The sequence below is a fragment of the Streptomyces sp. NPDC085931 genome, assembly GCF_044540565.1.
Lineage (GTDB): Bacteria > Actinomycetota > Actinomycetes > Streptomycetales > Streptomycetaceae > Streptomyces.
In genome coordinates this window covers 558,369-582,471 of sequence record NZ_JBITSK010000003.1, presented here as the reverse complement: position 1 = coordinate 582,471, position 24,103 = coordinate 558,369, and the positions used below count along the sequence as shown (strand labels likewise).

The 24,103-nt window shown below is 73.9% G+C and carries 24 protein-coding genes; 10 read left to right on the top strand and 14 right to left on the bottom strand.

The genetic code is table 11. The annotated features are described in order from the left end of the window. Positions 1-77: 77 nt before the first annotated feature. From ACIGAN_RS08585 to ACIGAN_RS08570, 4 genes are read right to left on the bottom strand one after another with little or no spacing between them, the layout of a single operon-like run. Entirely contained in the window at positions 78-3,011 is a 2,934-nt protein-coding gene (locus ACIGAN_RS08585) for a helix-turn-helix transcriptional regulator (protein WP_399856151.1), read from the bottom strand. 49 nt (positions 3,012-3,060) lie between these two features. Beyond that, the gene (locus ACIGAN_RS08580; protein WP_365094172.1) at positions 3,061-3,414 is read right to left on the bottom strand and encodes a UBP-type zinc finger domain-containing protein; all 354 of its coding nucleotides are present in this window, start codon (positions 3,412-3,414) and stop codon (positions 3,061-3,063) included. Further along, positions 3,411-4,856, bottom strand: coding sequence for an ATP-binding protein (locus tag ACIGAN_RS08575; protein WP_365094175.1), 1,446 nt, complete (start codon positions 4,854-4,856; stop codon positions 3,411-3,413). Before ACIGAN_RS08575 ends, ACIGAN_RS08580 begins: the two co-directional genes overlap by 4 nt. Continuing rightward, a complete protein-coding gene (locus tag ACIGAN_RS08570) occupies positions 4,853-6,529 on the bottom strand; it encodes an FAD-dependent oxidoreductase (protein ID WP_365741762.1) in 1,677 nt (558 codons plus the stop codon). The genes ACIGAN_RS08575 and ACIGAN_RS08570 overlap by 4 nt, the downstream gene beginning before the upstream one ends. A gap of 191 nt (positions 6,530-6,720) precedes the next feature. Between ACIGAN_RS08570 and ACIGAN_RS08565 the strand changes: the two genes are divergently transcribed. Continuing rightward, positions 6,721-7,614: a universal stress protein gene (locus ACIGAN_RS08565; RefSeq protein ID WP_399856147.1), complete on the top strand. Its 894-nt coding sequence runs from the start codon at positions 6,721-6,723 to the stop codon at positions 7,612-7,614. Position 7,615: 1 nt separating this feature from the next. Here the strand turns inward: ACIGAN_RS08565 and ACIGAN_RS08560 are convergent, their stop codons facing one another. From ACIGAN_RS08560 to ACIGAN_RS08550, 3 genes are all read right to left on the bottom strand, one after another. Continuing rightward, entirely contained in the window at positions 7,616-8,848 is a 1,233-nt protein-coding gene (locus ACIGAN_RS08560) for a DUF4032 domain-containing protein (RefSeq protein WP_365741758.1), read from the bottom strand. A 41-nt stretch (positions 8,849-8,889) separates the two neighbouring features. Beyond that, positions 8,890-9,636, bottom strand: a complete 747-nt coding sequence (locus tag ACIGAN_RS08555) for an MBL fold metallo-hydrolase (protein ID WP_399856144.1) — start codon at positions 9,634-9,636, stop codon at positions 8,890-8,892. Between the two features lie 127 nt (positions 9,637-9,763). Beyond that, positions 9,764-10,387: an alpha-ketoglutarate-dependent dioxygenase AlkB gene (locus ACIGAN_RS08550; protein ID WP_365741754.1), complete on the bottom strand. Its 624-nt coding sequence runs from the start codon at positions 10,385-10,387 to the stop codon at positions 9,764-9,766. Positions 10,388-10,451: 64 nt separating this feature from the next. On the opposite strand from ACIGAN_RS08550, the gene ACIGAN_RS08545 reads away from it, so the two are divergent. Both ACIGAN_RS08545 and ACIGAN_RS08540 read left to right on the top strand, forming a co-directional pair. Beyond that, positions 10,452-11,123 (top strand): TetR/AcrR family transcriptional regulator, encoded by a 672-nt coding sequence (locus tag ACIGAN_RS08545; RefSeq protein ID WP_399856142.1) that lies wholly within the window; start codon positions 10,452-10,454, stop codon positions 11,121-11,123. Between the two features lie 16 nt (positions 11,124-11,139). After that, on the top strand, positions 11,140-12,813 hold the full coding sequence (locus tag ACIGAN_RS08540) for an FAD-binding dehydrogenase (RefSeq protein WP_399856140.1): 1,674 nt from the start codon (positions 11,140-11,142) through the stop codon (positions 12,811-12,813). Between the two features lie 36 nt (positions 12,814-12,849). Here ACIGAN_RS08540 and ACIGAN_RS08535 read toward each other — a convergent pair whose 3' ends face one another. Then, positions 12,850-13,200: a DUF488 domain-containing protein gene (locus ACIGAN_RS08535; protein ID WP_399856137.1), complete on the bottom strand. Its 351-nt coding sequence runs from the start codon at positions 13,198-13,200 to the stop codon at positions 12,850-12,852. Positions 13,201-13,344: 144 nt separating this feature from the next. Between ACIGAN_RS08535 and ACIGAN_RS08530 the strand changes: the two genes are divergently transcribed. Further along, positions 13,345-13,788, top strand: a complete 444-nt coding sequence (locus tag ACIGAN_RS08530; RefSeq protein ID WP_399856135.1) for a DUF6098 family protein — start codon at positions 13,345-13,347, stop codon at positions 13,786-13,788. Positions 13,789-13,935: 147 nt separating this feature from the next. Here the strand turns inward: ACIGAN_RS08530 and ACIGAN_RS08525 are convergent, their stop codons facing one another. After that, entirely contained in the window at positions 13,936-14,187 is a 252-nt protein-coding gene (locus ACIGAN_RS08525) for a WhiB family transcriptional regulator (RefSeq protein ID WP_365094205.1), read from the bottom strand. 113 nt (positions 14,188-14,300) lie between these two features. Further along, positions 14,301-15,518: a saccharopine dehydrogenase family protein gene (locus tag ACIGAN_RS08520; RefSeq protein ID WP_399856132.1), complete on the bottom strand. Its 1,218-nt coding sequence runs from the start codon at positions 15,516-15,518 to the stop codon at positions 14,301-14,303. Positions 15,519-15,646: 128 nt separating this feature from the next. Between ACIGAN_RS08520 and ACIGAN_RS08515 the strand changes: the two genes are divergently transcribed. Beyond that, positions 15,647-16,354 carry a TetR/AcrR family transcriptional regulator gene (locus ACIGAN_RS08515; RefSeq protein ID WP_365094209.1) on the top strand — a complete coding sequence of 236 codons (708 nt, stop codon included), beginning with the start codon at positions 15,647-15,649 and terminating at the stop codon, positions 16,352-16,354. A gap of 25 nt (positions 16,355-16,379) precedes the next feature. Here ACIGAN_RS08515 and ACIGAN_RS08510 read toward each other — a convergent pair whose 3' ends face one another. Next, complete coding sequence (locus ACIGAN_RS08510) at positions 16,380-17,279, bottom strand: LysR family transcriptional regulator ArgP (protein WP_365741742.1); 900 nt, start codon at positions 17,277-17,279, stop codon at positions 16,380-16,382. Positions 17,280-17,349: 70 nt separating this feature from the next. Between ACIGAN_RS08510 and ACIGAN_RS08505 the strand changes: the two genes are divergently transcribed. Next, a complete protein-coding gene (locus ACIGAN_RS08505) occupies positions 17,350-17,967 on the top strand; it encodes a LysE/ArgO family amino acid transporter (protein WP_365741740.1) in 618 nt (205 codons plus the stop codon). Between the two features lie 83 nt (positions 17,968-18,050). Next, the gene (locus tag ACIGAN_RS08500; RefSeq protein ID WP_399856128.1) at positions 18,051-19,343 is read left to right on the top strand and encodes an MFS transporter; all 1,293 of its coding nucleotides are present in this window, start codon (positions 18,051-18,053) and stop codon (positions 19,341-19,343) included. 13 nt (positions 19,344-19,356) lie between these two features. On the opposite strand, the gene ACIGAN_RS08495 is transcribed toward ACIGAN_RS08500, so the two are convergent. From ACIGAN_RS08495 to ACIGAN_RS08485, 3 genes are all read right to left on the bottom strand, one after another. Then, positions 19,357-19,812, bottom strand: coding sequence for a cyclic nucleotide-binding domain-containing protein (locus tag ACIGAN_RS08495; RefSeq protein ID WP_365094220.1), 456 nt, complete (start codon positions 19,810-19,812; stop codon positions 19,357-19,359). A 261-nt stretch (positions 19,813-20,073) separates the two neighbouring features. Then, positions 20,074-21,555 carry an aminotransferase class I/II-fold pyridoxal phosphate-dependent enzyme gene (locus ACIGAN_RS08490; protein WP_399856124.1) on the bottom strand — a complete coding sequence of 494 codons (1,482 nt, stop codon included), beginning with the start codon at positions 21,553-21,555 and terminating at the stop codon, positions 20,074-20,076. 82 nt (positions 21,556-21,637) lie between these two features. Next, positions 21,638-21,859, bottom strand: a complete 222-nt coding sequence (locus ACIGAN_RS08485; RefSeq protein WP_399856121.1) for a hypothetical protein — start codon at positions 21,857-21,859, stop codon at positions 21,638-21,640. A gap of 271 nt (positions 21,860-22,130) precedes the next feature. On the opposite strand from ACIGAN_RS08485, the gene ACIGAN_RS08480 reads away from it, so the two are divergent. From ACIGAN_RS08480 to ACIGAN_RS08470, 3 genes are all read left to right on the top strand, one after another. Continuing rightward, entirely contained in the window at positions 22,131-22,565 is a 435-nt protein-coding gene (locus ACIGAN_RS08480) for an ATP-binding protein (RefSeq protein ID WP_399856118.1), read from the top strand. Positions 22,566-22,775: 210 nt separating this feature from the next. Then, the gene (locus ACIGAN_RS08475; RefSeq protein WP_399856115.1) at positions 22,776-23,639 is read left to right on the top strand and encodes an RNA polymerase sigma factor SigF; all 864 of its coding nucleotides are present in this window, start codon (positions 22,776-22,778) and stop codon (positions 23,637-23,639) included. Positions 23,640-23,670: 31 nt separating this feature from the next. Then, positions 23,671-23,934 (top strand): DUF5133 domain-containing protein, encoded by a 264-nt coding sequence (locus ACIGAN_RS08470; protein ID WP_399856112.1) that lies wholly within the window; start codon positions 23,671-23,673, stop codon positions 23,932-23,934. Positions 23,935-24,103: the final 169 nt, after the last annotated feature.

The following is a 24,103-nucleotide window of genomic DNA, read 5'->3' as shown; positions in this document are numbered from 1 at the left end:
AGTTCCCGAACGGCCCGGCCCGCGCACGGGCCGGCAGGCGGTGACCGGTGAACCCGGGCGGGCGGGGCAGGCGGTTCTCAGGACGCCGACGGCTCCGGGGTGATCAGACCCTCGCGGTAGGCGATCGCCACCGCCTCGCCGCGGCTGGAGGCGCCCAGCTTGGCGAGGATGTTGGAGACGTGGACGCTCGCCGTCTTGCCGCTGATGAACAGCTCCTCGCCGATCTGCCGGTTGCTGCGGCCCAGCGCGAGCAGTCGCAGCACGTCCTGCTCGCGCGCGGTGAGCACGCCGGCCCGGTCCCCGGCGGGCCGGGCGTCCGTCAGCCGGGCGCGGCGGACCAGGGCGTCCACCCGCTCGCGCAGCGGCACCGCCCCGAGCCGGTCGGCGGTCTCCCGCACCAGCCGCGCCTCGTCCGCCGCCTCCTCGCGCCGCCCGGCCGCCACCAGGGCCTCGGCGTACCGCAGCCGGCACCGCGTCCGCTCGTAGACGTCGCCGTAGCCGAACGCCGCCACCGCCCGGGCCCAGGCCGCGGCGTCCGGACCCGAAGCGGCCCGGACCCCCTCGGCCTCGGCACGGGCCAGCCAGGCCGTGCCCTCCGGGCCCTGGGGCTGGCCGTCCTCGCCGTGACCGGCGACCTCCCGGGCCAGCTCCACCAGTTCGGCCGCCGTGTCCGCCCAGCGGCGGGCCCCGGACGCGTCACCGCCCAGCCGCAGCTCGACGGCCGCGTCGGCGACGGCCGACAGCGCCAGGGCGGCGAGCCGGACCGTCACGTCCGGGCGGGTGCCCGCCTCGTCGGTGAGGGCGGCGACCGTGGAGCGCATCCAGCGCACCGCCTCCTGCGGATCGCGGCGCAGCGCCGCCTCGTCGGTGAGGACGATGCCCGCGACCAGCGTGGCCATCCAGTCGAAGGGCCCCTCCAGCAGGGCGCGCGCCCGCTCCGCGGCCGTCCGGTCGCCCCGCGCCAGCGCCACGTACAGCGCGGGACCGACGGTGTACCCGCCGGCCGTCGGCAGCACCTCCGCGTCCGCCTCCGCCGCCGCCACGCACTCGTCCCAGCGGCCCAGCACCTGCAGCACCAGAAGCCGCAGGTACCGCATCTCCAGCGGGTACGGCGACGACAGCAGCCCGGCCCGCCGGGCCCGGTCCAGACCCTCCGTCAGCCAGGGCACGCACTCCGCCAGCGCGCCCGACTCGTAGCAGCCCATCGCGAGGTTGAACAGCGCCCGCAGCTCCACGGCCGCGTTGCCGGAACCACGGGCCAGCTCCCGGGCCCGCAGCAGCCGCTCACGCCCCTCGGGGCCGCGCCGCCCGCCCGTGTCGAAGACGGCCAGAGAGATCAGCAGATCCGCCTGGGCGTCGGTCACCCCCAGCTGTTCCGCCACGCGCAGCGCCCGCCGGGCCACCCGCAGCGCCGTCTCGTTCTCCCCGACCTGGCGCGCGGTCATCGCGTGCGTCGCCGCCGCCCACACCCAGGTGCGCGACGGGGGCTCCTCGGGGATCATCGCCAGCGCCTCGCTGCTGTAGGCGAACGCGGCGGTCAGCCGGTCCACGCTCAGCAGGTTACCGGCGAGGGTGTAGCGGACCCGGGCGGCGAGTTCGGAGTCGGCGTCCTGGCCCAGCCGGGTCAGCGCCGACCGCGTCAGGGAGACCGCGCGGTGCACTTCCCCGGCGTGCGCGGCCGCCGCCGAGGCACGCAGGGTCAGCGTCACCCGGTCGGTGCCCGCCCCGGAGGGCCGCTCCTCGGCAGGCACCGCCGGCCACAGGTCGAGGGCCGCTTCGAGATGCCGGTGCTCCTCGGCCGGCGCGCCGACCCGCTGGGCGTGGTCGGCCGCCTCCAGGGAGGCGGCCAGCGCCTCGGCCAGGTCGTGGCTCTCCCGGTAGTGGTGGGCCCGCTCGGCGGCAGTCTCGGCCCGGTGCCCCCGCCCGGCGAGCAGCCGCGCGAACGCGCCGTGCAGCCGGGCCCGTTCCCCGGGCAGCAGATCCGCGTAGACGGCCTCGCGGGCCAGCGCGTGCCGGAAGGAGTACGTGTCGTCGTCGGCCGCGACGAGCAACTGCCGCCCCACCGCCTCGCGCAGCGCCGACTCCAGCGCGTCCTCCGGCAGCCCGGCCGCCTCGCGCAGCAGGTCGTGCTCGACCCGGCGCCCGGCGACGGCCGCGGTGCGCAGCACCTGCTGGGCGGTGTCGGAGAGCTGCTCGAAACGGATCAGCAGCACATCGGCGAGCCCGCTCGGGACCCCGCCGGACCCGGTGTCCGTCGCCGCGAGCAGTTCCTCCGCGTAGAAGGCGTTGCCCTCGGCCCGTTCCACGATCCGCCGTACGGTGGCCTCCGGCAGCGGCCGGCGCTCCAGGGCCCGCACGAGCCGGGTCACGTCGGGGTCGGCGAGCGGCCGCAGCTCCAGCCGCTCGACGGCGGGCAGCCGGATCAGCTCCGCCAGCAGCGGCCGCAGGGGATGCCGGCGGTGCAGGTCGTCCGCCCGGTACGAGGCGAACACCGCCAGGCGCCGCCGCAGCACGCCCCGGCCGAGCAGGAACCGCAGCAGGTCCCGCGAGGACTGGTCGGCCCAGTGCAGGTCCTCCAGCACGAGCAGCAACGGCGCCACGTCCGCCACCTCGGCCAGCAGCCCGGCGATCCCCTCGAACAGCCGCAGCCGCCCGTCCACGTCCCGCACCGCGTCGGTCCCCGACCCCAGCAGCCGCTCGGCGACCGGATGGCCGGCCACGGCGGCCGAGAACCGCTCGTCGGCGGCGAGCACCCCCAGGATCTCCGTGAACGGCAGATAGGGCAGGCCGACGTCGCCGAGGTCGACGCAGTGCCCGACGACCACGGTCATACCGGCCGCGGCGGCCCGCTGCCCGGCCTCGTCGAGCAGCCGCGTCTTGCCGACGCCGGCGTCCCCGGCGAGCAGCACGGCACGCGCCTCACCGGCACGGGCACGCTCCAGCACACCGGAGAGCCGGGCCAGCTCCGCGTCCCTGCCGACGACGGGCGTGGCCGATGGAGCCTGGGGCACGGAACCAACCTCTCTGGGGTCTGTCGTCACATCACGCCGCAGCCGGGCTCTAGCCGTGCAGGGCCTTGGTCCAGTCCGCCGGCACCCGGCCGGCGGGCCCCGGCGCGGGCTGCTCCTGCGGATGGCTCACCGGCGCGGCCAGCTCCGGCCCGTCCTCGTACAGCTCGTTCGTCTCGAAGTTCCAGAACCAGCTCTCGCCCGGCTCGTAGCTCTGCACGAACGGGTGCCCGGTCGCGCGGAAGTGCGCCGTGGCGTGCTGGGCCGGCGAGCTGTCGCAGCACCCCACGTGCCCGCACTGCGCGCACCGGCGCAGGTGGAACCACCAGCCGCCGTCCGCGTCGCACTCCGCGCACCCGCTGCCGCTCGGCGGCACGCTCGGGTCGATTCCGTCCACGCCACTCATGCCGTCTCCTCCTCGGCCGCCGTCAGCGGCAGCAGCACCTGGAACCGGGTGTCTCCCGGCTCCGACTCCACCTGGATGTTCCCGTGGTGCTTGTTCACCACGATCCGCCAGGAGATGTCGAGCCCGAGCCCGGTCCCCTCGCCCACCGGCTTCGTCGTGAAGAAGGGGTCGAAGATCCGCCCCCGGTCCTGCGCCGGGATACCGACCCCGGTGTCCCGGAACTCCACCAGCAGCCGGTCGTGCTCCCGGGCCGTGCGCACGGTCAGCGTCCCTTCGCCGCCCGCGCTGCGCATCGCCGAGACCGCGTTGTCGATCAGGTTCGTCCACACCTGGTTGAGCTCCGCCGGGTACGCCGGGATCCTCGGCAGCGTACGGTCGTAGTCCTTGACGACCTTGATCTGCGGGCCGATCTTGCCCGACAGCATCAGCAGCGTGGAGTCGAGCAGTTCGTGCACGTCGGCGTTCTGGAACGGGGCCCGGTCGAGCTGGGAGTACTGCTTCGCCGCGTCGACCAGGTGCGAGATGCGCGTGGTGGAGTCGCTGATCTCGTCCATCAGCAGCTCGGTCTCGACGGTGTAGCTGAGCCAGCCGATCGCGCTCGGCAGCATCTCCTCGTCGACGGCGGCCGCGACCTGGTCCAGCCAGTCCACGTCCAGACCGGCCTGGACGAACGTGGGCGCGATCCGCCAGCCGTCCTGGATGCCGTGGTCGTCGAGCCAGTCGGCGAGCGCGTCCTCCCGGTCGGAGGCCTCCAGGGGGCTGAGCACGGGTGCCTTGGCGACGCGCTCGGCGGTGCGCTCCTGGATGTCGATGAGGTTCGCCATCACCTCCGGCGTGTACGCGCCCTGCGCGATGACCGCCAGCTTGTGGCGCATCTTGCCGACCCGCTCGCGCAGGGTCGCGGTCGCCCGCACGGCCGCCGCGGCCGGGTTGTTCAGCTCGTGCGTGAGCCCCGCCGACAGCGAGCCGAGCGCCAGCAGCCGCTCGCGCTGCCCGACGGCCCGCTGCATGTTCTTCGAACCGAAGAACAGCCCCTCCAGCAGATGCACCGCCATCGGGAACCACTCCTGCATGATCTGCGCGAACGTGTCCGCCGGCAGCACGAAGAAGCGCGTCGGCTCGGTCACGCGCATGGAGTTGTTGTAGACCTGCCGCACCCGGTCGCCCAGGTACGCCTGCATGGACCCCGCGTACACCCCGCGCTGGGAGGTGCGGCTCACCTCCACGTCGTCCGCGCCGACCCGGCGGTAGAGCACCACCGTGCCCTCCAGCATCACGTAGAAGCAGGTGGCGGGATCGCCCTCGGTGTAGACGGGCCCGGGCTCGAACCGCTCCACGCGCCCCTCCGCGCACAGCCGCCCCAGCTGTTCGGGCGTGAGCTTCTCGAACAGGAACAGCGACCCGATCTCCGCGGGGTTGCACGGCAGGCACTGCCCGCTCACGACTGCTCCAGGTAACGGTGGACGAGCATGACGGCCATGGCTCCCTCTCCGACGGCGGACGCGACCCGCTTGGCGGACTCCGAGCGGGCGTCGCCCGCCACGAACACGCCGGGCACGTTGGTCTCCAGGTGGTACGGCGGCCGGTCCAGCTCCCACCCCTCGGGGGGACGGCCGTCGGCGGTCAGATCGGGCCCGGCGAGGATGAACCCCCGCTCGTCGCGCAGCACCGTGCCGTCCAGCCAGTCGGTCAGCGGGGCCGCGCCGATGAACACGAACACCCACTGGGCGTCGACCAGTTCGGTCTCACCGGTGTCCACGTCCCGCAGGGTCAGCCGCTCCAGGTGGCCGTCGCCGTGCGCCTCCTCGACGACCGTGCGGGTGCGCACCCGGATGTTGGGGGACTCCTCGATCTGCTGGATCAGGTAGTGCGACATCGACGCCGTCAGCGACTCGCCGCGCACCAGCAGCGTCACCGACTTGGCGCCCCGGGCCAGGTACATCGCCGCCTGCCCGGCGGAGTTGGCGCCGCCGACGATGTACACGTCCTGCCCCTGGCAGGCGGGCGCCTCCGTCAGGGCGGACCCGTAGTAGACCCCGCACCCGGTCAGGTCCTCGCAGCCCGGCGCCCGGAGCTGCCGGTAGCTCACCCCGGTCGCCAGGATCACGCTGTGCGCGGCGACCGCCGAGCCGTCCGAGAACCGCACGACGCGGGCGGCGCCGTTGACCTCCAGGGCCGTCACCTCGCGCGCGGTGAGGATCTCCGCGCCGAACTTGGCGGCTTGCCGCCGGGCGCGGTCGGTGAGCTGCGCCCCGGACACGCCGTCGGGGAAGCCCAGGTAGTTCTCGATGCGGGAGCTCTGCCCGGCCTGCCCGCCGGTCGCCGACCGCTCCACCAGCACGGTCCGCAACCCCTCGGAGGCACCGTAGACGGCCGCGCCGAGCCCGGCCGGGCCGCCGCCGATCACGACCAGGTCGTAGAACTCCGCGGTGGGGGTGGTGGCCAGGCCCACCCGGGCGGCGAGGTCGACGGCCTCCGGTTCGACCAGCGGCGTGCCGTCCGGCGTGATCACGACCGGCAGCCGCAGCCCGTCCGCGCCGGCCGCGGCCAGCAGCCGCCGCCCCTCCGGCTCGTCGGAGGAGTACCAGCGGTAGGGCACCTGGTTGCGGGCCAGGAACTCGCGCACGTCCGAGGAGCGCGCCGACCAGCGGTGCCCCACCACCTTCGTGGCCGGCACGGGCCGGAAGTCGCTGGACCGCCACGCCTGCAGCAGGTCGTCCAGGACCGGGTAGAGCTTCTCCTCCGGCGGGTCCCACGGCTTGAGCAGGTAGTGGTCGAGGTCGACGACGTTGATCGCGTCGATCGCCGCGTTCGTGTCCGCGTACGCCGTCAGCAGCACGCGCCGGGCGCCCGGGTAGACGTCCAGGGCCTGTTCGAGGAACTCGATGCCGTTCATCTGCGGCATCCGGTAGTCCGCGAGGATCACCGCCACGAGATCGCCGCGCAGCTTCAGCTCCCGCAGCGCCTCCAGCGCCGACGCGCCGGACTCGGCCCGCACGATCCGGTAGGACGCGCCGTACCGCCGCCTCAGGTCCCGGGCCACGGCCCGGGACACCCCCGGATCGTCGTCCACGGTCATGATGACGGTCCGCGCCGTATCGGCGGCCTGTGCCATACGTCCCCCACACCGGGCGGTCGAATTCACGGCACGGCGTCCCGGGGCGCCGCGCCGACCTCCGCCCATCGTATGTTCGATCGCGGCGGAACGCCCGGACACGGAGATCATCACCACACGGCGGCCGCCTCGCGCGCAGGGTGGGGAAGACTGATCACCATCGCCAGTGATCTGCACAAGGAGGCAGCCGGATGACACGCCCGATCACCGCAGGGGTCGACGGAACGCAGGAGAGCCTCGCGGCCCTCGGCTGGGCGGCCCGTGAGGCGGTGCGGCGCGACCGTCCGCTGCACGTGGTGCACGCCTGGCGGTTCGAACCGCAGGAGGCGCTCGAAGCCGGGATCGAAGGGGGCGCGGACAGCCAGGCCGAGTGGGTGCGCAGCGCCGTGGCCGAGGCCGTCGCGACCGTCACCGAACGCCATCCCGGCCTGGAGGTGACCACCGACGTGGTGCGGGCCCCGGCCGTGGACACCCTGATCGACGCCGCGGCCGACGCCGAGCTGCTCGTGCTGGGCTCGCGCGGGCACGGGCCGATCGTCGGCTTCCTGCTCGGCTCGGTCGGCCAGCAGGTCATCGCGGAGGCCACCCGGCCCGTGGTGCTCGTCCGGGCCGGCGACCAGCCCTCCGGCGAGGCCGCGGGGCGGGAGGTCGTGGTGGGCCAGCAGGGCGATCCGGAGGACAGCGCCGACGCGCTCCGCTTCGCGTTCGAGACGGCGGCCGCGCGCGGCGCGACCGTGCGGGTCGTCCGGGCCTGGACCCTGCCGCCCGTGTTCGCCTACAGCCCCGGCTCACTGAAGCTGCTCGACGAGGCCGGGGGCCTGGAGCCGTACGAGAAGAAGGCCCTGGCCGCCGCGGTGCGGCCCTGGCGGGAACGGTTCCCCGGGGTGCCGGTGAAGGAGCACGTGGAGATGGGCAGCGCCGGCCAGGTGCTGCTGTCGGTGGCCGGGACGGCCCAGCTGATGGTCGTCGGCCGGCGCGTCCACCGTACGGCCGTGGGCGCCCGGATCGGCTCGGTGGCCCACGGGATGCTGCACCACGCGGACTGCCCGGTGGCCGTGGTGCCGCACGCCTCGGCGGCGCGGTAGCTCACTCCGCCGTCGGCTGCAGCGTCTTGCGGGCCTTCGGCAGGATGTTCTTGATGTAGTCCTCGACCGCCGTGTCGAGGCCGATGTCGTGCTGGGCCCGCTCGGACAGGTACCAGCGGTGTTCCAGGAGCTGGTGGTAGATCTCCGCCGGGTCCATGGAGCCGCGCAGTTCGGGCGGGACGGCCCGCACGGTCGGCCGGAAGACCTCCCGCACCCAGCGGTGGGCGAGGACCTCGGGGCGGGCACCGAGGGGGTCGCCGGGGGCGTAGTCGTCCTGGGTGGCCATCCAGCTCTCCAGGTCGTTCAGCAGCCGCCGGGCCTGGTTCTCCTCGGTGTCGAGTCCGGTGAGCCGCAGCAGCTGGCGCTGGTGGTGGCCCGCGTCGACGACCTTGGGCACGAAGGTGACCGTGTCCCCGTTGGACGCGTGCTCGATCTGCATCTCGGCGACGTCGAAGCCGAGTTCGTTCAGGCGGCGGATGCGGCGTTCGATGTAGTGGTGCTTGCCCGCCGGGTAGACCGAGGTGCGGGTCAGCTCGTCCCACAGGCCGCGGTAGCGGGCGCAGATCTCCATGCCGAACTCGATCGGGTCCACGGACGGGTGCAGCGCCCCGGAGGCCTCCAGGTCCAGCAGCTCCCCGCTGATGTTCACCCGGGCGAGGTCCAGGTCGTACTCGCGCTGCCCCTGGCTGAGCTGCGGGTGCAGGTCACCGGTCTCGGCGTCCACCAGGTAGGCCGCGTAGGCGCCCGCGTCGCGCCGGAAGAGGGTGTTGGACAGCGAGCAGTCGCCCCAGGCGAACCCGGCCAGGTGCAGCCGCACCAGGAGCACGGCGAGCGCGTCCATCAGCCGGTGCATGGTGGCCGGGCGCATGGTCGTCTCGAACATGGAGCGGTACGGCATCGAGCCGCCCAGGTGCCGGGTGACCAGCACGCTCTCCAGCGGGGCGCCGTCGGCGTCGGTGCGGCCGGTGACCACCGCCAGCGGGTCCACCGCGGGGATCCCGAGCCGGTCCAGGTCGCGCAGCAGCTCGTACTCGCGCAGCGCGGGCCGCTCGGCCAGCTCCTTGACGGCGATCACCTCGTCCCCGGCGCGCGAGTAGCGCACCACGTGGCGGGAGATGCCGCGCGGCAGCGGGATCAGGTACTCCTCCGGCCAGTCCTCCAGGGGCACGTCCCAGGGCAGCTCCAGCAGGAGCGCGGGGTGCTCCGGGTTCGTCGCGCTGATCTGCAGTGCCATACGCCGGGTGTCCTTGTCTAGCCGCCGATCGTTGCCTCACTCTAAAGGGCGCGTTCCCGGGCCCGGAGCGCGGCGTCGCGCACCGGACCGCGGTGCACCGGCCCGTGCCCGGGCAGCAGCAACTCGCCCTCCAGCGCGGCGAGGACGTCCAGGGAGGCCACCGCGCGCGGCCGCTCGTGGTGGAACATGTCCGGCAGCAGCTGCGGCCCCTCGATGCGCGAGGTGGTGTGCCCGCTGACCAGGGCGTCGCCCGAGATCAGCGCGCCGATGCCCGGCAGGTGGTAGGCGCAGTGGCCGTCCGTGTGGCCCGGGGTGTGCACCGGCACGGGACGCCCGGGCAGGTCCAGGGCGCCCGCTCGCGGGAACGGCTCGGGGGTGGTGACGGGGTGCTGCTGCGTGCCGCCGGACCGCAGGACGTGCGCCGTCCAGGACAGCACCCCGGGGCGCCAGGCGTTGCGCAGCACCGTCCCGACGGTCACCTGCTGCAGGAAGTCCCGCCGCGCGTGCGGCACTTCGGCCTCGTGCAGGTACACGGGCGTGCCGTGGGCGGCCCGCAGGTACTCGGCGGATCCGAGGTGGTCGTTGTGCGCGTGCGTGATCAGCACGGCCGCCACCGCCTCCGGGGCGGCGCCCACCTCCGCGAGCGAGGCCAGGAGCTGCTCCCGGTCGCCGGGGTAGCCGGTGTCGACCAGCGTGACGGCGTCCCCTTCGGTGAGGATCACCCAGTTGGTGTTCGAGCCGTGCACCAGGTAGGTGCCGTCCGCGACGTGCTGTACGCCTGCCCGCATGTCCGCCCCGCGTCGTGTGGTCCCGGTTCCGCTCCCGACGGGAGAAGGAAAGCAGACCCGGCGGCGGACGGAACCGCCGGGTCCGCCCGGCGGGGGCCGCCGCGGCGAGGAGTCCGGGGGCGGCGCGTCAGTGCACGCCGTGCGGGCGGAACTGGATGCTGATGCGCGGGCCGGCCGCCCGGGTGCTCTTCGGGATCGCGTGCTCCCAGGTGCGCTGGCAGGAGCCGCCCATGACGACGAGGTCGCCGTGGCCCAGCGGGCGGCGCACGGTGTCCCGGCCGCCGCGCAGGGGCCGCAGCAGCAGGTCCCGGGGTGCTCCGACGGACAGGATGGCGACCATCGTGTCCTCACGGGCGCCGCGCCCGATCCGGTCGCCGTGCCAGGCGACGCTGTCCCGGCCGTCGCGGTAGTAGCACAGACCGGCCGTGGTGAACGGCTCGCCCAGCTCCTCGCCGTAGTGGGCGCTCAGCGCGTCCCGCGCCTCGGCCAGCACCGGGTGCGGCAGCGCCTCGCCGGCGCCGTAGTACGCCAGCAGCCGGGGCACGGCGACGACGTGGTCGTACATCTGGCGCCGCTCCGCGCGCCAGGGCACCTCGGCGGCGAGCTGTTCGAACAGCGCGTCGGAGCCGGAGAGCCACCCGGGCAGCACGTCGAGCCAGGCGCCGAAGCCCAGCTCGGTGCGGTGGATTCCGTCGAGCGGACCGAGGCGCAGCTCGTCGGTCTGGTCGAAGAGGGAGCCCTGGAGGTGCATGACTGCAGCGTACCTCCGAATCGAAAGTATGTTCCATGTCGGGACCGGCTCTTTCGATACAGCGATGCATGGAATACATTCCCGTATCGAAAGGAGGCCGACCGTGCGGGCAACGACCGGCCGCGTGACCCGGCGCCGGGTACGCACCCGCGCCAACCTGCTGGACGCCGCGTTCGCCGTCTTCGCGGCCAAGGGCTTCGGGCACGTCTCCATCGAGGAGATCTGCGAGGCCGCCGGCTACAGCAGGGGTGCCTTCTACTCCAACTTCTCCAGCCTCGACGAGCTGTTCTTCGCCCTCTACCGGGAGCGGGCCGAGCTGATCGCCGAGCAGGTGTCCGGGGCCCTCGCCCTCGACGGACCCGGCCTCGACGTCCCGGCCGCCGTGGACCGCGTCACCGACGCGCTGCTCCTCGACCGGGACTGGCTGCTGGTCAAGACGGACTTCCTGGTGCACGCGGCCCGCGACCCGGAGGTGGCCCGCACCCTGCTGGAACACCGGGCGCGGCTGCGGGAGGCGATCGCCGACCGCCTCGCCCGCGCCCGCGGGCACACCGCGCTGCCCGCCGTCCTCGGCGACACCGACGGCGCCGCCCACGCCGTGGTCGCGGCGTACGACGGCGTCACCACGCAACTGCTGCTGGACCGGGACGTCGAACACGCCCGGGCCTGGCTGAAGCAACTGCTCACGGCCCTGCTGACCGACGGCAGCGGCACCCCCGATCACGCGAAGCACTGAGGAAGGGAACGTCGCCATGGACGCCGACGTCATCGTCGTCGGAGCGGGCCTCGCCGGCCTGGTCGCGGCACACGAACTGACCAGCAGGGGCCGCAGGGTCGCCCTCGTCGACCAGGAGAACGCCGCCAACCTCGGCGGCCAGGCCTTCTGGTCCTTCGGCGGACTGTTCCTCGTCGACTCGCCGGAACAGCGCCGCCTCGGCATCAAGGACTCCTTCGACCTCGCCTGGAGCGACTGGCGGGGCAGCGCCCGCTTCGACCGCCTGGACGACGAGGACTCCTGGGCCGTGCGCTGGGCCCGGGCCTACGTCGAGTGGGCCGCGGGGGAGAAGCGGTCCTGGCTCGACGGCCACGGCATCACCTTCCTGCCCACCGTCGGCTGGGCCGAGCGCGGCGATCTCACCGCGCACGGACACGGCAACACCGTGCCCCGCTTCCACATCGCCTGGGGCACCGGCACCGGCGTCGTCGAGCCCTTCGTCCGCTCCGCGAAGCAGGCCGCGCGCGACGGCCTGCTCACCTTCCACCACCGCCACCGCGTCGACGCCCTGCTCGTCGAGGGCGGCACCGCGAAGGGCGTGCGCGGCACGGTCCTGGCCGAGGACACCGCACCCCGCGGCGTGGCCTCCAACCGGGACGCGACCGGCGCGTTCGAGCTCACCGCCCAGGCCGTGATCGTCACCAGCGGCGGCATCGGCGCCGACCACGACATCGTCCGCCGCCACTGGCCCGAGCGCCTCGGCACCCCGCCGAAGGAGATGGTGACGGGCGTGCCGGCCTACGTCGACGGGCGGATGCTCGACATCAGCGCCGAGGCCGGCGTGCGCCTGGTCAACCGCGACCGCATGTGGCACTACACCGAGGGCCTGCGCAACTGGGACCCGATCTGGCCCGGGCACGGCATCCGCATCCTGCCCGGCCCGTCCTCGATGTGGTTCGACGCCCTCGGCCGCCGCCTGCCCGGCCCGTACCTGCCGGGCTACGACACCCTCGGCACCCTCAGGCACCTGCGCACCACCGAGGACATCGCCGGGTACGACCACTCCTGGTTCATCCTCACCCGGAAGATCATCGAGAAGGAGTTCGCCCTGTCGGGCTCCGAGCAGAACCCGGACATCACGGCCAAGGACCGCGCCGGGTTCCTCAAGGAGCGCATCCTCGGCAAGGGCGCCCCCGGGCCGGTCGACGCGTTCCTGCGCAAGGGCGCCGACTTCGTGACCGCGCCCCGCCTCGAACAGCTCGTGGAGAAGATGAACCAGCTCACCGACGAGCCCCTGCTCGACGCCGCGGAGATCAGGCGCCAGATCGAGGCCCGCGACCTGCAGATCGCCAACCCCTACGCCAAGGACGCGCAGATCCAGGGCATCCGCAACGCCCGCCGCTACATCGGCGACCGGCTCGGCCGGGTCGCCGCTCCGCACCGCATCCTGGACCCGGCCGCGGGGCCCCTCGTCGGCGTCAAGCTGCACATCCTCACCCGCAAGACCCTGGGCGGCATCCAGACCGACCTCGACTCCCGCGCCCTCGGCATCGACGGCACGCCGGTCGAGGGGCTGTACGCGGCCGGGGAGGTCGCCGGCTTCGGCGGCGGCGGGGTGCACGGCTACAACGCCCTGGAGGGCACCTTCCTCGGCGGCTGCCTGTTCTCCGGGCGCGCCGCGGGCCGGGCGGCGGCCCGGCAGACCGCCTGACCCGGGCCCGCGACGGCCCCCACGCTCCGCGCGTGGCTACGCCCGCAGGAGGCGGGCCAGCACCGAGGCATGGCTCTCCGCCGGGGTCTTCGACGCGGTCAGCAGCGTCAGCGCGCCCTCGCGGGCCAGCCGCCGCAGCCCGTCCAGGGCCTCGGCCGCCTCCCCGGCGGCGAGCTCCGCCTCGTACCGCTCGGCGAACTCCTCGTACGTGCCCTCGCCGGCGTGGTACCAGCGCCGCAGCTCCGTCGACGGGGTGAGGGCCTTCGGCCACTCGTCCACCCGCGCCGCGTCCTTCGCCAGACCGCGCGGCCACAGCCGGTCGACCAGGACCCGTACGCCGTCCCGCGGTTCGGGCGGATCGTAGACGCGGCGGACGCGCACGCTCATGGTCGGGCCCCTTCGGCGGCGGACGGACGTGCCGCGAGCGTAACGCCGCCGGGCGGCCCCGGCGCGTCGTGCCGAACGCCCGGTTCCGCTCGCGCCGGGCGGGTACTCCGTCGGCCTGACCACGTCGAGGAAGGAGGTCACGACATGAGTGCACCGGACGGCCTGCGGGTCGTGCGCACACTCGACGAACTCGCCGAACTGGTCGACGGGGACCAGGACCTGTACGTGCGCTGGTCCCGCGGCCCCGGGACCGATCTCCGCGACGGGTCCAGCACGGACGAACTGACGGGCGTGCCCATGCCGGGCCTGTCCGCCAACCCGCTCGACGTCGAGGAGTGGTGGGAGGACCGGCCGGTCCGCCTGTGGGTGGCCAGGCGGCTGTACGACTACGCCCACCTGCCCCACGAGAAGGGGCCCGGGGTCCGTCCCTGGGTGCTCACGGGCAAGGAGATCGCGCGCGGGCCGGACAACGAGCCCCTGGTCATCGACGTCCGGCCGCTGGGCTGGGTCGACCTGCAGGTGATCGACGAGGCGAAGGCGGAGGTGGCCCGCCAGGAGAAGCCGTGGGGGACGCTGCGACGCGGCTGAACCGCGGACGACCGCGCGGTGCCCCGGGCCGGGAACGGCCGGGGCACCGCGCGGTCGTGTCGGTGCAGTGCGGTGAGCCGCGTCCGCCACGGGTGGCCGGCGGTCACGAGCGGAAGGCGGGACCGCCCGCGGGCGGCCCCGCACCGCTCAGCCCGAGCGCCGCCGCGCCGCGGCACGCCGCTTCAGCGCACGCCGTTCGTCCTCACTCGTCCCGCCCCACACGCCGATGGACTGTCCCGTGTCCAGCGCCCACTCCAGGCACTGCTCCTGCACCGGGCAGCGCCTGCACACCGCCTTGGCCTGCTGGGTCTGCATCAGGGCCGGGCCGGAGGTGCCGATCGGGAAGAAGAGTTCGGGGTCCTCGTTCCGGCAGGCAGAGTGGTTGCGCCAGTTGTCCATCGAAGTCACCTGCATCGCAGTAGAAACGTGCTCTTTCGGATGCTTACTCCTTTTCGGGTCACCTGTCGATGCCCGGTGAAACAGGAGCTTCGTGGAGAACCGTTCACACGCGTTCACTGCTCCCGCATGCCCCAGGGGGAGCCGTAGGCCGTCAGCAGGTCGAGGAACGGCCGGGCCGGGAACGCCTCGGGGCCGAGCACGCCGGTCCCGGACCAGGCGCCCGTGGCGAGCAGTTCGAGCGCCACGACGGGGTTGACCGCGGTCTGCCACACCACGGCCTGCGAGCCGTACTCGGCCATCGACCACTGGTTGTCGACCACGTGGTACAGGTACACCTCGCGCGGCCTGCCGTCCTTCACACCCCGCACCCAGGTGCCCGCGCACGTCTTGCCGTGCATCCGCTCGCCCAGCGTCGCCGGGTCGGGCAGGCACGCGGCGACCACGTCCCGGGGCGAGACCGCCACCGGGCCCCGGGGCCCCGGCACCGTCACCGGGTCGGTGCGGTCCAGGCCCAGCAGGTGCAGCGTCCGCAGCGTCTCGACGAACTCCCGGCCCAGGCCGTACTTGAAGGTGACCCGGCGCGCGTCGACCCAGCGGGGGACCAGCAGCACCTCCTCGTGCTCCACGTTCACGCACTCGACCTCCCCGATGCCCTCGGGGAAGTCGAACACCTCGGGCTCGCTGAAGGGCTCGGTGGTGTACCAGCCCCGGTCCGCCTCGTAGACGACCGGCGGGTTGAGGCACTCCTCGATGGTCGTCCAGATGCTGAACGAGGGCGCGAAGTCGTAGCCGTCGACGGTGAGGTTCGCGCCGTCCCGGATGCCGATCTCCTCGATCTCGTCGAAGAGTTCGTCGGCGGCGTGGCGGGCGAACACGTCCGACAGGCCCGGCTCGACCCCCATCCCGACCAGGGCCAGCAGCCCTTCCTCCGCCCACTGCCCGGCCTCGGCGAACTGTTCGTCGCCGAGCTTGACCCCGCACTCCTCGTACGGCCGCCGAGGGTGCGGCCGCGACAGCGACATCGCCATGTCGACATAGGTGGCGCCCGCCGCGCCGGCCGCGCGGAACAGCGGCATCACGAAGCGGGGGTCGGTGGCGTTGAGCAGGACGTCGCAGCGGTGCGAGGCCAGCAGGGCGGCCACGGCCGCCTCGTCGCCCGCGTCGACCCGTTCGGCGGTGAACCGCGGATCGCCACCGACCGCCGCGACCGCCGCCCTCGCCCGGTCCGGGTCGTAGTCGGCCACCACCATCGCCTCGAAGAACGGCCGCCGGGCGGCGATCCGGGTGATCGCGCCGCCCACACCGCCGGCACCCACGAGCAGTACACGCATGACAGGAACTCCCTCTGTGCGAAGAACGTGGCGCGCCCTCGGGGGAGATACAACGCCGCCCGGCGACATAAGGTCAATGGCGTTGGCATAAGGCCGGTGGCCCGGCCCGGAGCGAGGAGGAGACCGACGTGCCCAAGCCCGTGGTGCCCGAGGACAAGCGCCGCCGCCGCAGGCCCACCAAGCGCGGCACGGTGCTGTCCGAGGAGCTGATCGTCCGCACGGCGCTGCGGCTGCTGCGCGAGCACGGCAGCGCGGGCCTGACCGCCCGCCGCCTCGGCCTGGCCCTGGACGCCGATCCGAGCACGCTCTACCGCTACTTCCGGGGCATGGACGACCTGACGCTCGCCATCGGCGACGCCCTCGTCGGCCGGGCGCTGGACGGCTGGCGGCGCACGGGGGAGTGGCGGGCGGACCTGCGGGCGTTCGGGCTGGCCGTGCACGCCGCCTACGTCGAGCATCCGCAGGCGGCGGTGCTCACCGCGAGCCGGGTCTCGGGCCGCGCCCACGAGCTCGCGGCCGACGAGGCGGTCCTGGACGTCCTGCGCACGGCGGGCTTCCCGCTGCCGGAGGCGGTGCGGGTGTACCACGCCTTCATCGACACCACCCTGGGCTTCGCCGCCCTGGACGCCGCCGCGCTGGCCCTGCCCGACGCGTCGCTCCGCGCCGACGAGGACATGTGGCGCTCGACGTACGCCCGGCTGCCCGCCGCCACCCACCCCCGCATCGCCGAGGCGGCTCCGCTGCTCGCCACGCGCATGGTCACCAGCGCCTACCCGACGGCCCTGGACATGATCCTGGACAGCGCGGCCGCCCGGCTGGAGGCCATCGGCGGATAGGGCGTGGCGGGCCCGCGCGTGGGCGTCAGGTGCGCAGGGCCCGCGCGGCGGTCGCGGTGACCGTCTGCGCCACCTGGGCCAGGGCCGGCGAGTCGAGTCTCCACTGCTGCCAGTACAGCGGCACGTCCACGGTCAGCTCCGGGGCGATGCCCACGAGACGGCCGGCGCGCAGCAAGGGCTCCGCCTGGGCCTCCGGCACCAGGCCCCAGCCCAGCCCGGCGGCGACCGCCTCGACGAACCCCTCCGACGTCGGCACGTAGTGGCGCAGCGCGCTCGCGCCGCTCCGCCCGCGGGTGAGCCGGCGCACGAAGCCGTCCTGGAAGTCGTCCCGCCGGTCGAAGACCACCACGGGCGCCTCCAGCAGCACCTCCGCCAGTGGCCCGGCCGGCCGGCGCGCGGCGAAGTCCGGCGCGGCGACGGGCAGATACCGCATCCGCCCGAGCGCGCGCACGGAGCAGCCCGGCACCGGGTCCGGCGACGACGTCACCGCGGCCATCACGGCGCCCTCCCGCAGCAGCGCCGCCGTGTGGTCCTCGTCCTCGCGGCGCAGCTCGAAGTACAGCCGCAGCTCAGGTGGCACCCGGGAGAGCACGGGCAGGAACCAGGTGGCCAGCGAGTCGGCGTTCACCGCCACGGACACCCGGACCGGCTCCCCGGTGCCGCTCAGCCCGAGTTCGGCGTACGCGTCCCGCTCCAGCCGCGCCACCTGGCGGGCCAGCCGTACCAGCACCGCCCCGGACTCGGTCGGCCGCACGGGCTTGGTCCGCAGCAGCACGACCCGGCCCGTGCGCTGCTCCAGCGCCTTCACGCGCTGGCTGATCGCGGACGGCGTCACATGCAGCCGGGCGGCCGCCGCGTCGAACGTTCCCTCGTCCACGACCGCCAGCAGCGTCCGCAGCTGATCCAGTGGGAGATCGGGCATCATCACATCCGCTAACGATACGTAAGAATCTTCAGCTGGACCGGCCTCGGGCACCGTCCGTAGCGTCGACGCCATGACCAGCACCCTCACCGCCGGCGCCGCCGGTTTCGGCACCGGACTGTCCCTCATCGTCGCCATCGGCGCCCAGAACGCCTTCGTCCTGCGCCAGGGGGTACGCCGGCAGGCGGTCCTCGCCGTCGTCGCCATCTGCGCGCTGTCGGACGCGCTGCTCATCGCGCTCGGTGTCGGCGGGGTCGGGGCGGTCGTGGTGGCGTGGCCGGGCGCGCTGACGGCGGTCGGCTGGATCGGCGGCGCCTTCCTGCTCTGCTACGGGGCACTGGCGGCCCGGCGGGTGTTCCGGCCGGACGGGGGCGCGCTGCGCGCGGAGGGCGAGGCGGCCGGTTCGGTGCGCCGGGCCGTGCTCACCTGCCTGGCGATGACCTGGCTCAACCCGCACGTGTACCTCGACACCGTGTTCCTGCTCGGTTCCGTCGCCGCCGACCACGGCCCGCTGCGCTGGACGTTCGGTACGGGCGCCGTGCTGGCCAGCCTGTGCTGGTTCACCGCTCTGGGGTTCGGCGCCCGGCTGCTCGGCCGGTTCCTCGCCAAGCCCGCCGCCTGGCGCGTCCTGGACGGCCTGGTCGCCGTCACCATGATCGTGCTCGGTGCCCTGCTCATCGCCGGAAGCTGACATCGGCCGCCGGGCGGCCGGCGGCGGGTGCGATAGTGATCCCGCCCGGAAAGATGTAGTGAGCATCGAGAAAGCGACGGCGCGTGGACGCGAGCGAGAACACGACCGAACGGCGGGACCCCGAGCCGCAAGCGCCCCGGCGGCGCGGCTGGCGCCGCTGGGCCATGGACACCCGCCCGCTGCGCCGCCCCGCCTACCGGCGCCTGTGGGCCTCCACCATCGTCACGGCCGTCGGCAGCCAGCTCACGGCCGTGGCCGTGCCCAAGCAGATCTACGACATCACGGGCTCCTCGGCGTGGGTGGGCGCGGCGAGCCTGGCGGGGCTGGTGCCGCTGATCGTGTTCGCGCTGTGGGGCGGGGCGATCGCCGACACCATGGACCGGCGCAAGCTGCTGCTGATCACCAACGCCGGCATCGCCGTCACCTCACTGCTGTTCTGGCTCCAGGCCTTCGCCGGCCTGGAGTCGGTGGCCGCGCTGATGCTCCTGCTCGCGCTGCAGCAGGCCTTCTGGGGCCTGAACGCACCGGCCCGCAGCGCCTCCATCGCCCGTCTGGTCCCGGCGGACGAGCTGCCCGCCGCCAACGCCCTCGGCTCCACGGTGATGCAGACCGGGCAGGTGGCCGGGCCGCTGCTCGCCGGTGCCCTCATCCCCGTCGTCGGCCTGCCCGAGCTGTATCTCATCGACGCCCTGGCGCTGTGCGTCACGGTGTGGGCCGTGTACCGGCTGCCGGCGCTGCCGCCCCTGGCCGGCCCGGCGGTGCGGCGCGCGGGCGTGAAGGAGATCGCCGCCGGCTTCCGCTACATGTGGGGGCACACGGTGCTGCTGCTGTCCTTCCTCGCCGACATCGTCGCCATGGTCCTCGGCATGCCCCGGGCGCTGTTCCCGCAGCTCGCCGCCGAGACCTACGCGTCCTACGGCGAAGGGCTCGCGCTCGGTCTGCTGTTCGCGGCGATCCCGATCGGCGCGGTGCTCGGCGGACTGTTCTCCGGGACCTTCTCCCGAGCCCGCCGGCACGGCTGGATGGTGATCGGGGCGGTCGTCGTCTGGGGCGCGGCCATCACGGGCTTCGGGCTGAGCACCGACCTGTGGGTCGCGGTGGCGTTCCTCGCCGTCGCGGGGGTCGCCGACATGGTCTCCATGGTCTTCCGCGGCGCGATCCTGCTGTCCGCCGCCACCGACGAGATGCGCGGGCGCATGCAGGGCGTCTTCACCGTGGTCGTGGCGGGCGGCCCGCGCCTGGCCGACGTGCTGCACGGCACCGCGGGGTCCGCCTTCGGGCCCCGCACCGCTGTCGCGGGAGGCGGGCTGCTGGTCGTCGCCGTGATGCTGCTCCTGGCCGGCGCCGTACCGGCGCTGCGCCGCTACCGGGTCTGAGGGGAGCGGGGCCTCACAGCGCCCCGCGCCGGTGCAGCGTGTACTGCTCCATGAGCTTGCCCCGGGTCATCTCCAGCCGGTGCGCCAGTACCTCGGCGACGTTGCGCACCAGCGTCAGCCCGAGCTCCGGGTCCTCCTCGCACAGGTCCAGCACGGCCCTCGCGTCGAACTCGTAGGCCCGTACCGGGCTGAAGGCCACCGCTCCGAAGTCCCAGGTGTACGGCGGGAACAGCCAGGACCAGCCCAGCAGGTCGCCCGCGCCGAGGCTGGCCACGGTCACCCGCTGCAGGGAGTTGACCTGCTGGTCCAGGGAGACGGCACCGGAGCGGATGACCCAGAAGCGGTCGGCCGTGCCGTCCGCCTCGAAGATGCGGGCGTCCTCGGGGAAGGACACCTCCCGGGCGAGCGCCATCAGGCGCTGCCGCTGGGGCGGAGGCAGGGCGGTCAGGAGTTTGATCGCTTTGGTCATGCGGAGCTCCTCGCCGGGCGTCGACTGCGGTGCTGTCCCTACGCCCATTTCAGCCGCTGGCGGGGCCTTGGGCACCTCGGCGTACGGGACTTCCCGGCCGGGACTGTCCGGGCAGGAAAAAGCCCTGGCTGGACGGGGGAAACCAGCCAGGGCGGATGCGGTGGCACGGAGGACGGGGGTCGACTCCGCCACCACGTATGAGTGAACGGTAAACCATTCCGGGCGGGTTCGTGTAGCCGAGAGCGGGTCGCGTGACCCGTTTCACTTCGCGGCACCCTCCACGACGACCCGGACCGTCTCCAGCTCGGGGTCCGTCGGGTCGGGAAGGTGCATGCCCGCCTCCAGCCCGGTGCGCAGGTACGCCAGCACCGGCTCCGTGAGCAGCTCACCCGGCAGGACCGCCGGGATGCCCGGGGGATACGGGGTGATCATCTCCGCCGCGACCCGCCCGGCCGCCTCGGCCACCGGCACCTCCTCGGCCGGGCCGAAGAACGCGTCCCGCGGCAGCACGGCCTGTTCCATGCGCAGCTCGGCGGGCGAGGGCACCGCCACACGCGGCGCCCGGGGCAGGTCCCGCGCCACCCGGGCCAGGTCGCGCAGCGCCGAGAGCAGCTCGCCGGTCGTCTCCCGGTCGTCGCCGTGGGTGATCTGGGTGCCGATACGGCGGTGGTCCACCAGATGCGCCTCGATCTGCCGGTGCTCGCGCAGCCAGTCCGCCGCCTGGAAGCCGGAGATGCCGAGCCCGGTGAGGTCGATGACGCCCGGCAGCGGGTCGAAGTCGTCGGCCAGTCCGGGGCCGCAGAAGTCGTCGCGGCCGTTGACGTGCATCCCGTCGATCTCCTCGACGGCGGCGCGCACCTCGGCCGCCAGGCTCAGCGCACCGCCCATCAGCTCCTCGCCGTGCAGCGCCATCTGCCGGCGCCAGCCGTCCAGGCCCGCGAAGATCAGCGACGAAGGGCTGGTGGTGCCGAGCAGGTCCGCGCGCATCCCGAGCAGGGCCGGCGGGACGAGGTCGCCCTGCAGGTGGAAGACGGAGCCCTGCTCCAGGCCGCTGCCCATCTTGTGGATGCTGGTCACGCAGATGTCCGCGCCCGCGTCCATCGCCCAGGACGGCAGATCCGGGTGGAACGGCAGATGCGCGCCCCACGCCTCGTCGACGATCAGCGGCCGCGCGCGCCGGTGGCAGACCTCGGCGATCGTCCGCAGGTCCGCGCAGGCGCCGTAGGGGGTGGGGCTCGTGACCAGCGCGCCGCGGGCGTCCGGGTGGGCCTCGAAGGCCCGGTTGAACTCCTCGGCGGACGGCGGATGCGCCAGGTGCCGCTCGGCGTCCCAGCGGGGCTCGACCCACACCGGCTCGATGCCGGAGATGATCAGGCCGGACACCACCGACTTGTGGGCGTCCCGCCCGACCAGCAGCTTCTCGTGCGGACCCGCGACCGACAGCATGGCGGCCTTCACCGACAGGGAACTGCCGCACGTGCTGAAGAACGTGTGGTCGGCATGGACCGCGTCGGCCATGAGTTCCTGCGCACGCTGCAGCACCCGGCCCCGGGTGAGCCGGTCGTCCAGACCGCCCGTGGCCAGCACGTCCCCGAGGTACACGGCGTCCCCGAGGATCTCCCGGGCCTCCGGATCGGCACCGCGGGCCTGCTTGTGGCCCGGCGGCGTGAACGACAGATGCCCCTTGCGGCGGTAGGCGTCCAGGGCTTCCAGGACCGGTGCACGGGTGTGGTCGGCTGTCATGTGCATCGGGTGCCCGAAGCGGACGCCCGCAATCCGCGCGCGGCGGCGGGAGCGCCGTGCACGCCCTCGCCTCACCCCCGGGTCAGCCCTCCGGCGCGTGCCGGCCCGGGTTCAGGATCTCGTCCAGCACCGTGCGGACCGCCTCGTAGGACATGCGCCGTACGGTCGCGTCCCGGGCGCCCTGGGGGTCCGTCGCGCCCAACTGCTCGCTCCTGGTCTGCCACGCCTGCTCCTCCCGCTGCGCGCAGGCCCTCGCTCGCTGGATGCGTCGCAGCAGTTCGTCGGAGTCCACCACATCGGTCATGACCATCGCGTACCCCGCCGGCGCCCGGAGATGGCAGCGGGTTCGCGGCCGGCCGAGGGCTTTTCGAGCCGTGGAGGTGGCCCGGAGGTTTGCAGGTGCGGGGAAAGGTGAGCCGAAGAGGAGAGCCGCGGCGCTCGCGAGATGCGCGTGGGGAACGCCGCGGCAGTCGAAGGAGGCAACGGGTCCGTGAGCCCGAGGGCCGCCCGTGCGAGCGGCCGTGGACGTGAGCCGGATCCATCCCTTCCGTCCTGACCGACCAGGGAGCAGAAGGATGTGCGAGGAGCACATGATCGAATCCGTTTTCGAGCCGCCCGGCGCGAACCGGGCCCGGCCGTGCGAACCGGCCGACGCGCGCCGGGCCGTGGAGCAGGCGGTGGCCGAACGCTGCCGCGCCACCCGCACACCGTGCGACGCGAACGCCCTGTCCGACGCGCTGCTCGTCGCCTCGGAGCTGACGACCAACGCGATCCTGCACGGCGGCGGGGTCACCGACTTCCACGTCGACATCGACGGACCCGGCGTCCGGGTCTCGGTGAGCGACCGCAGCGACCGGCTTCCGGTGACCGTCCCGCGCACCGATGCGCACGGCCGCACCCGGCACGGCGGCCACGGCTGGCCCATCGTCTGCCGGCTCTCCCGCGACATCCGGGTGTCCGACCTGCCCACCGGGGGCAAGTGCATCACCGCTGTGGTCCCCCTGTCCTGAGCTGCCGGGAGGCGGCGCCGAGACGGCTCCGGAAGATTGCTCGGCAAAGCGGAGTTTGTTCCACCGGGGTCAGGGCAGACGCAGTTTCGTGCTTCGGACCGGAGGCGCGCCAGCGGGAGCGGTATGGCTGCCCCGGAGGCCGTCCGGGTCGATCCGGGCAGCAACCTTCCCGCGGTCATCCCTGAAACCACCGTTCAGGAGCGAATCCGCATGCTCATCGAAACGCCCACCCACCGTCCCGGCACGCCCGAAACGACGACCACCGCCGGCAAGCGGCGTCACGACGACGCTCCCGACACCGCCGCCCTCTTCGCCCGACTGGCGGAACTCGACGAGGGGCCCGAGAGGGAAGCCGTCCGCGACGAACTGGTCACGCTCTGGCTGCCCATGGCCCACCGCATCGCCGGACGCTTCCGCGACCGCGGAGAGTCCCTCGAGGACCTCCGGCAGGTCGCCGCCCTGGGGCTCGTCAAGGCCATCGACCGGTTCGACCCGAGCCGGGGAGCCTTCGAGAGCTACGCCGTCCCCACCATCACCGGCGAGGTCAAGCGCCACTTCCGGGACCGCATGTGGGCCCTGAGGGTTCCGCGCCGCGTACAGGAACTGCGCAACAAGGTGCGTGTCGCCCGGCGCGAACTCACCCAGAACCCGGGCAGCCCCGAGCCCTCCGTGGCGGACATCGCCACCCACACCGGCCTGACCGAGGACGAGGTCAACGCCGGACTGGAGGCCCTCGACAGCTTCAGCACCCTGTCGCTGGACGCCGAGCTGTCCGCCGACGACGACGGCTACAGCCTCGCCGACACCCTCGGCGCGGCCGACTCGTCCTACGACACCGTGGTCGACCGCGAGTCGGCCAAGGAAGGCCTGCGCCGGCTGCCGGAGCGCGAGCGGGCCATCCTCTACATGCGCTTCTTCGAGGACATGACCCAGAGCCGCATCGCGGACCGGCTGGGCATCTCCCAGATGCACGTCTCCCGCCTCATCAGCCGCAGCTGCGCCCGTGTGCGCGACGAGGTGCTGGGGCAGCGGACGGGGAACCGGGGCACCGGCGGCCCCTCCGCCACGGCCTGACCCACCTGACCCGTACAAGGAGCGAAACGACATGCTGAGGCCCCATCCCGCCGTGCTGCGCCGCCTCGTGGACGAGTACGAGGCACTCTCGGCCGCCGAGGCCGGCCGCGCGACGGAAGAGGTGAGCACACGGGCGCGCGACCTGGCGTACACGCTGTGCGTGTCCACCGGCACCAGGGACGTCCGGCACGCCCTGGAAGCCGCTCACCAGTGGCTCGCGGCCGCACCCGCACCGGCCCGCGAGACCGTCTCCCTGGGCACCCGGCAGCGGATGGCGGCTCCCCAACCCTCCTGACCCGCGTGCACCCGGCGCGACGGGGAAGGCGAGCAGCACCGAGGGTCCGGCCGGCGGCGGCCGCCGCCCGCCGGGCCCCCCCGGCCCCCCCCCCCCCCGGGGGGCCCCCCGGGGCCCCCAGTCCACCGGGGGGCGGCCGGCGGCCGCCGGCGCCGACGTTGACGACGAA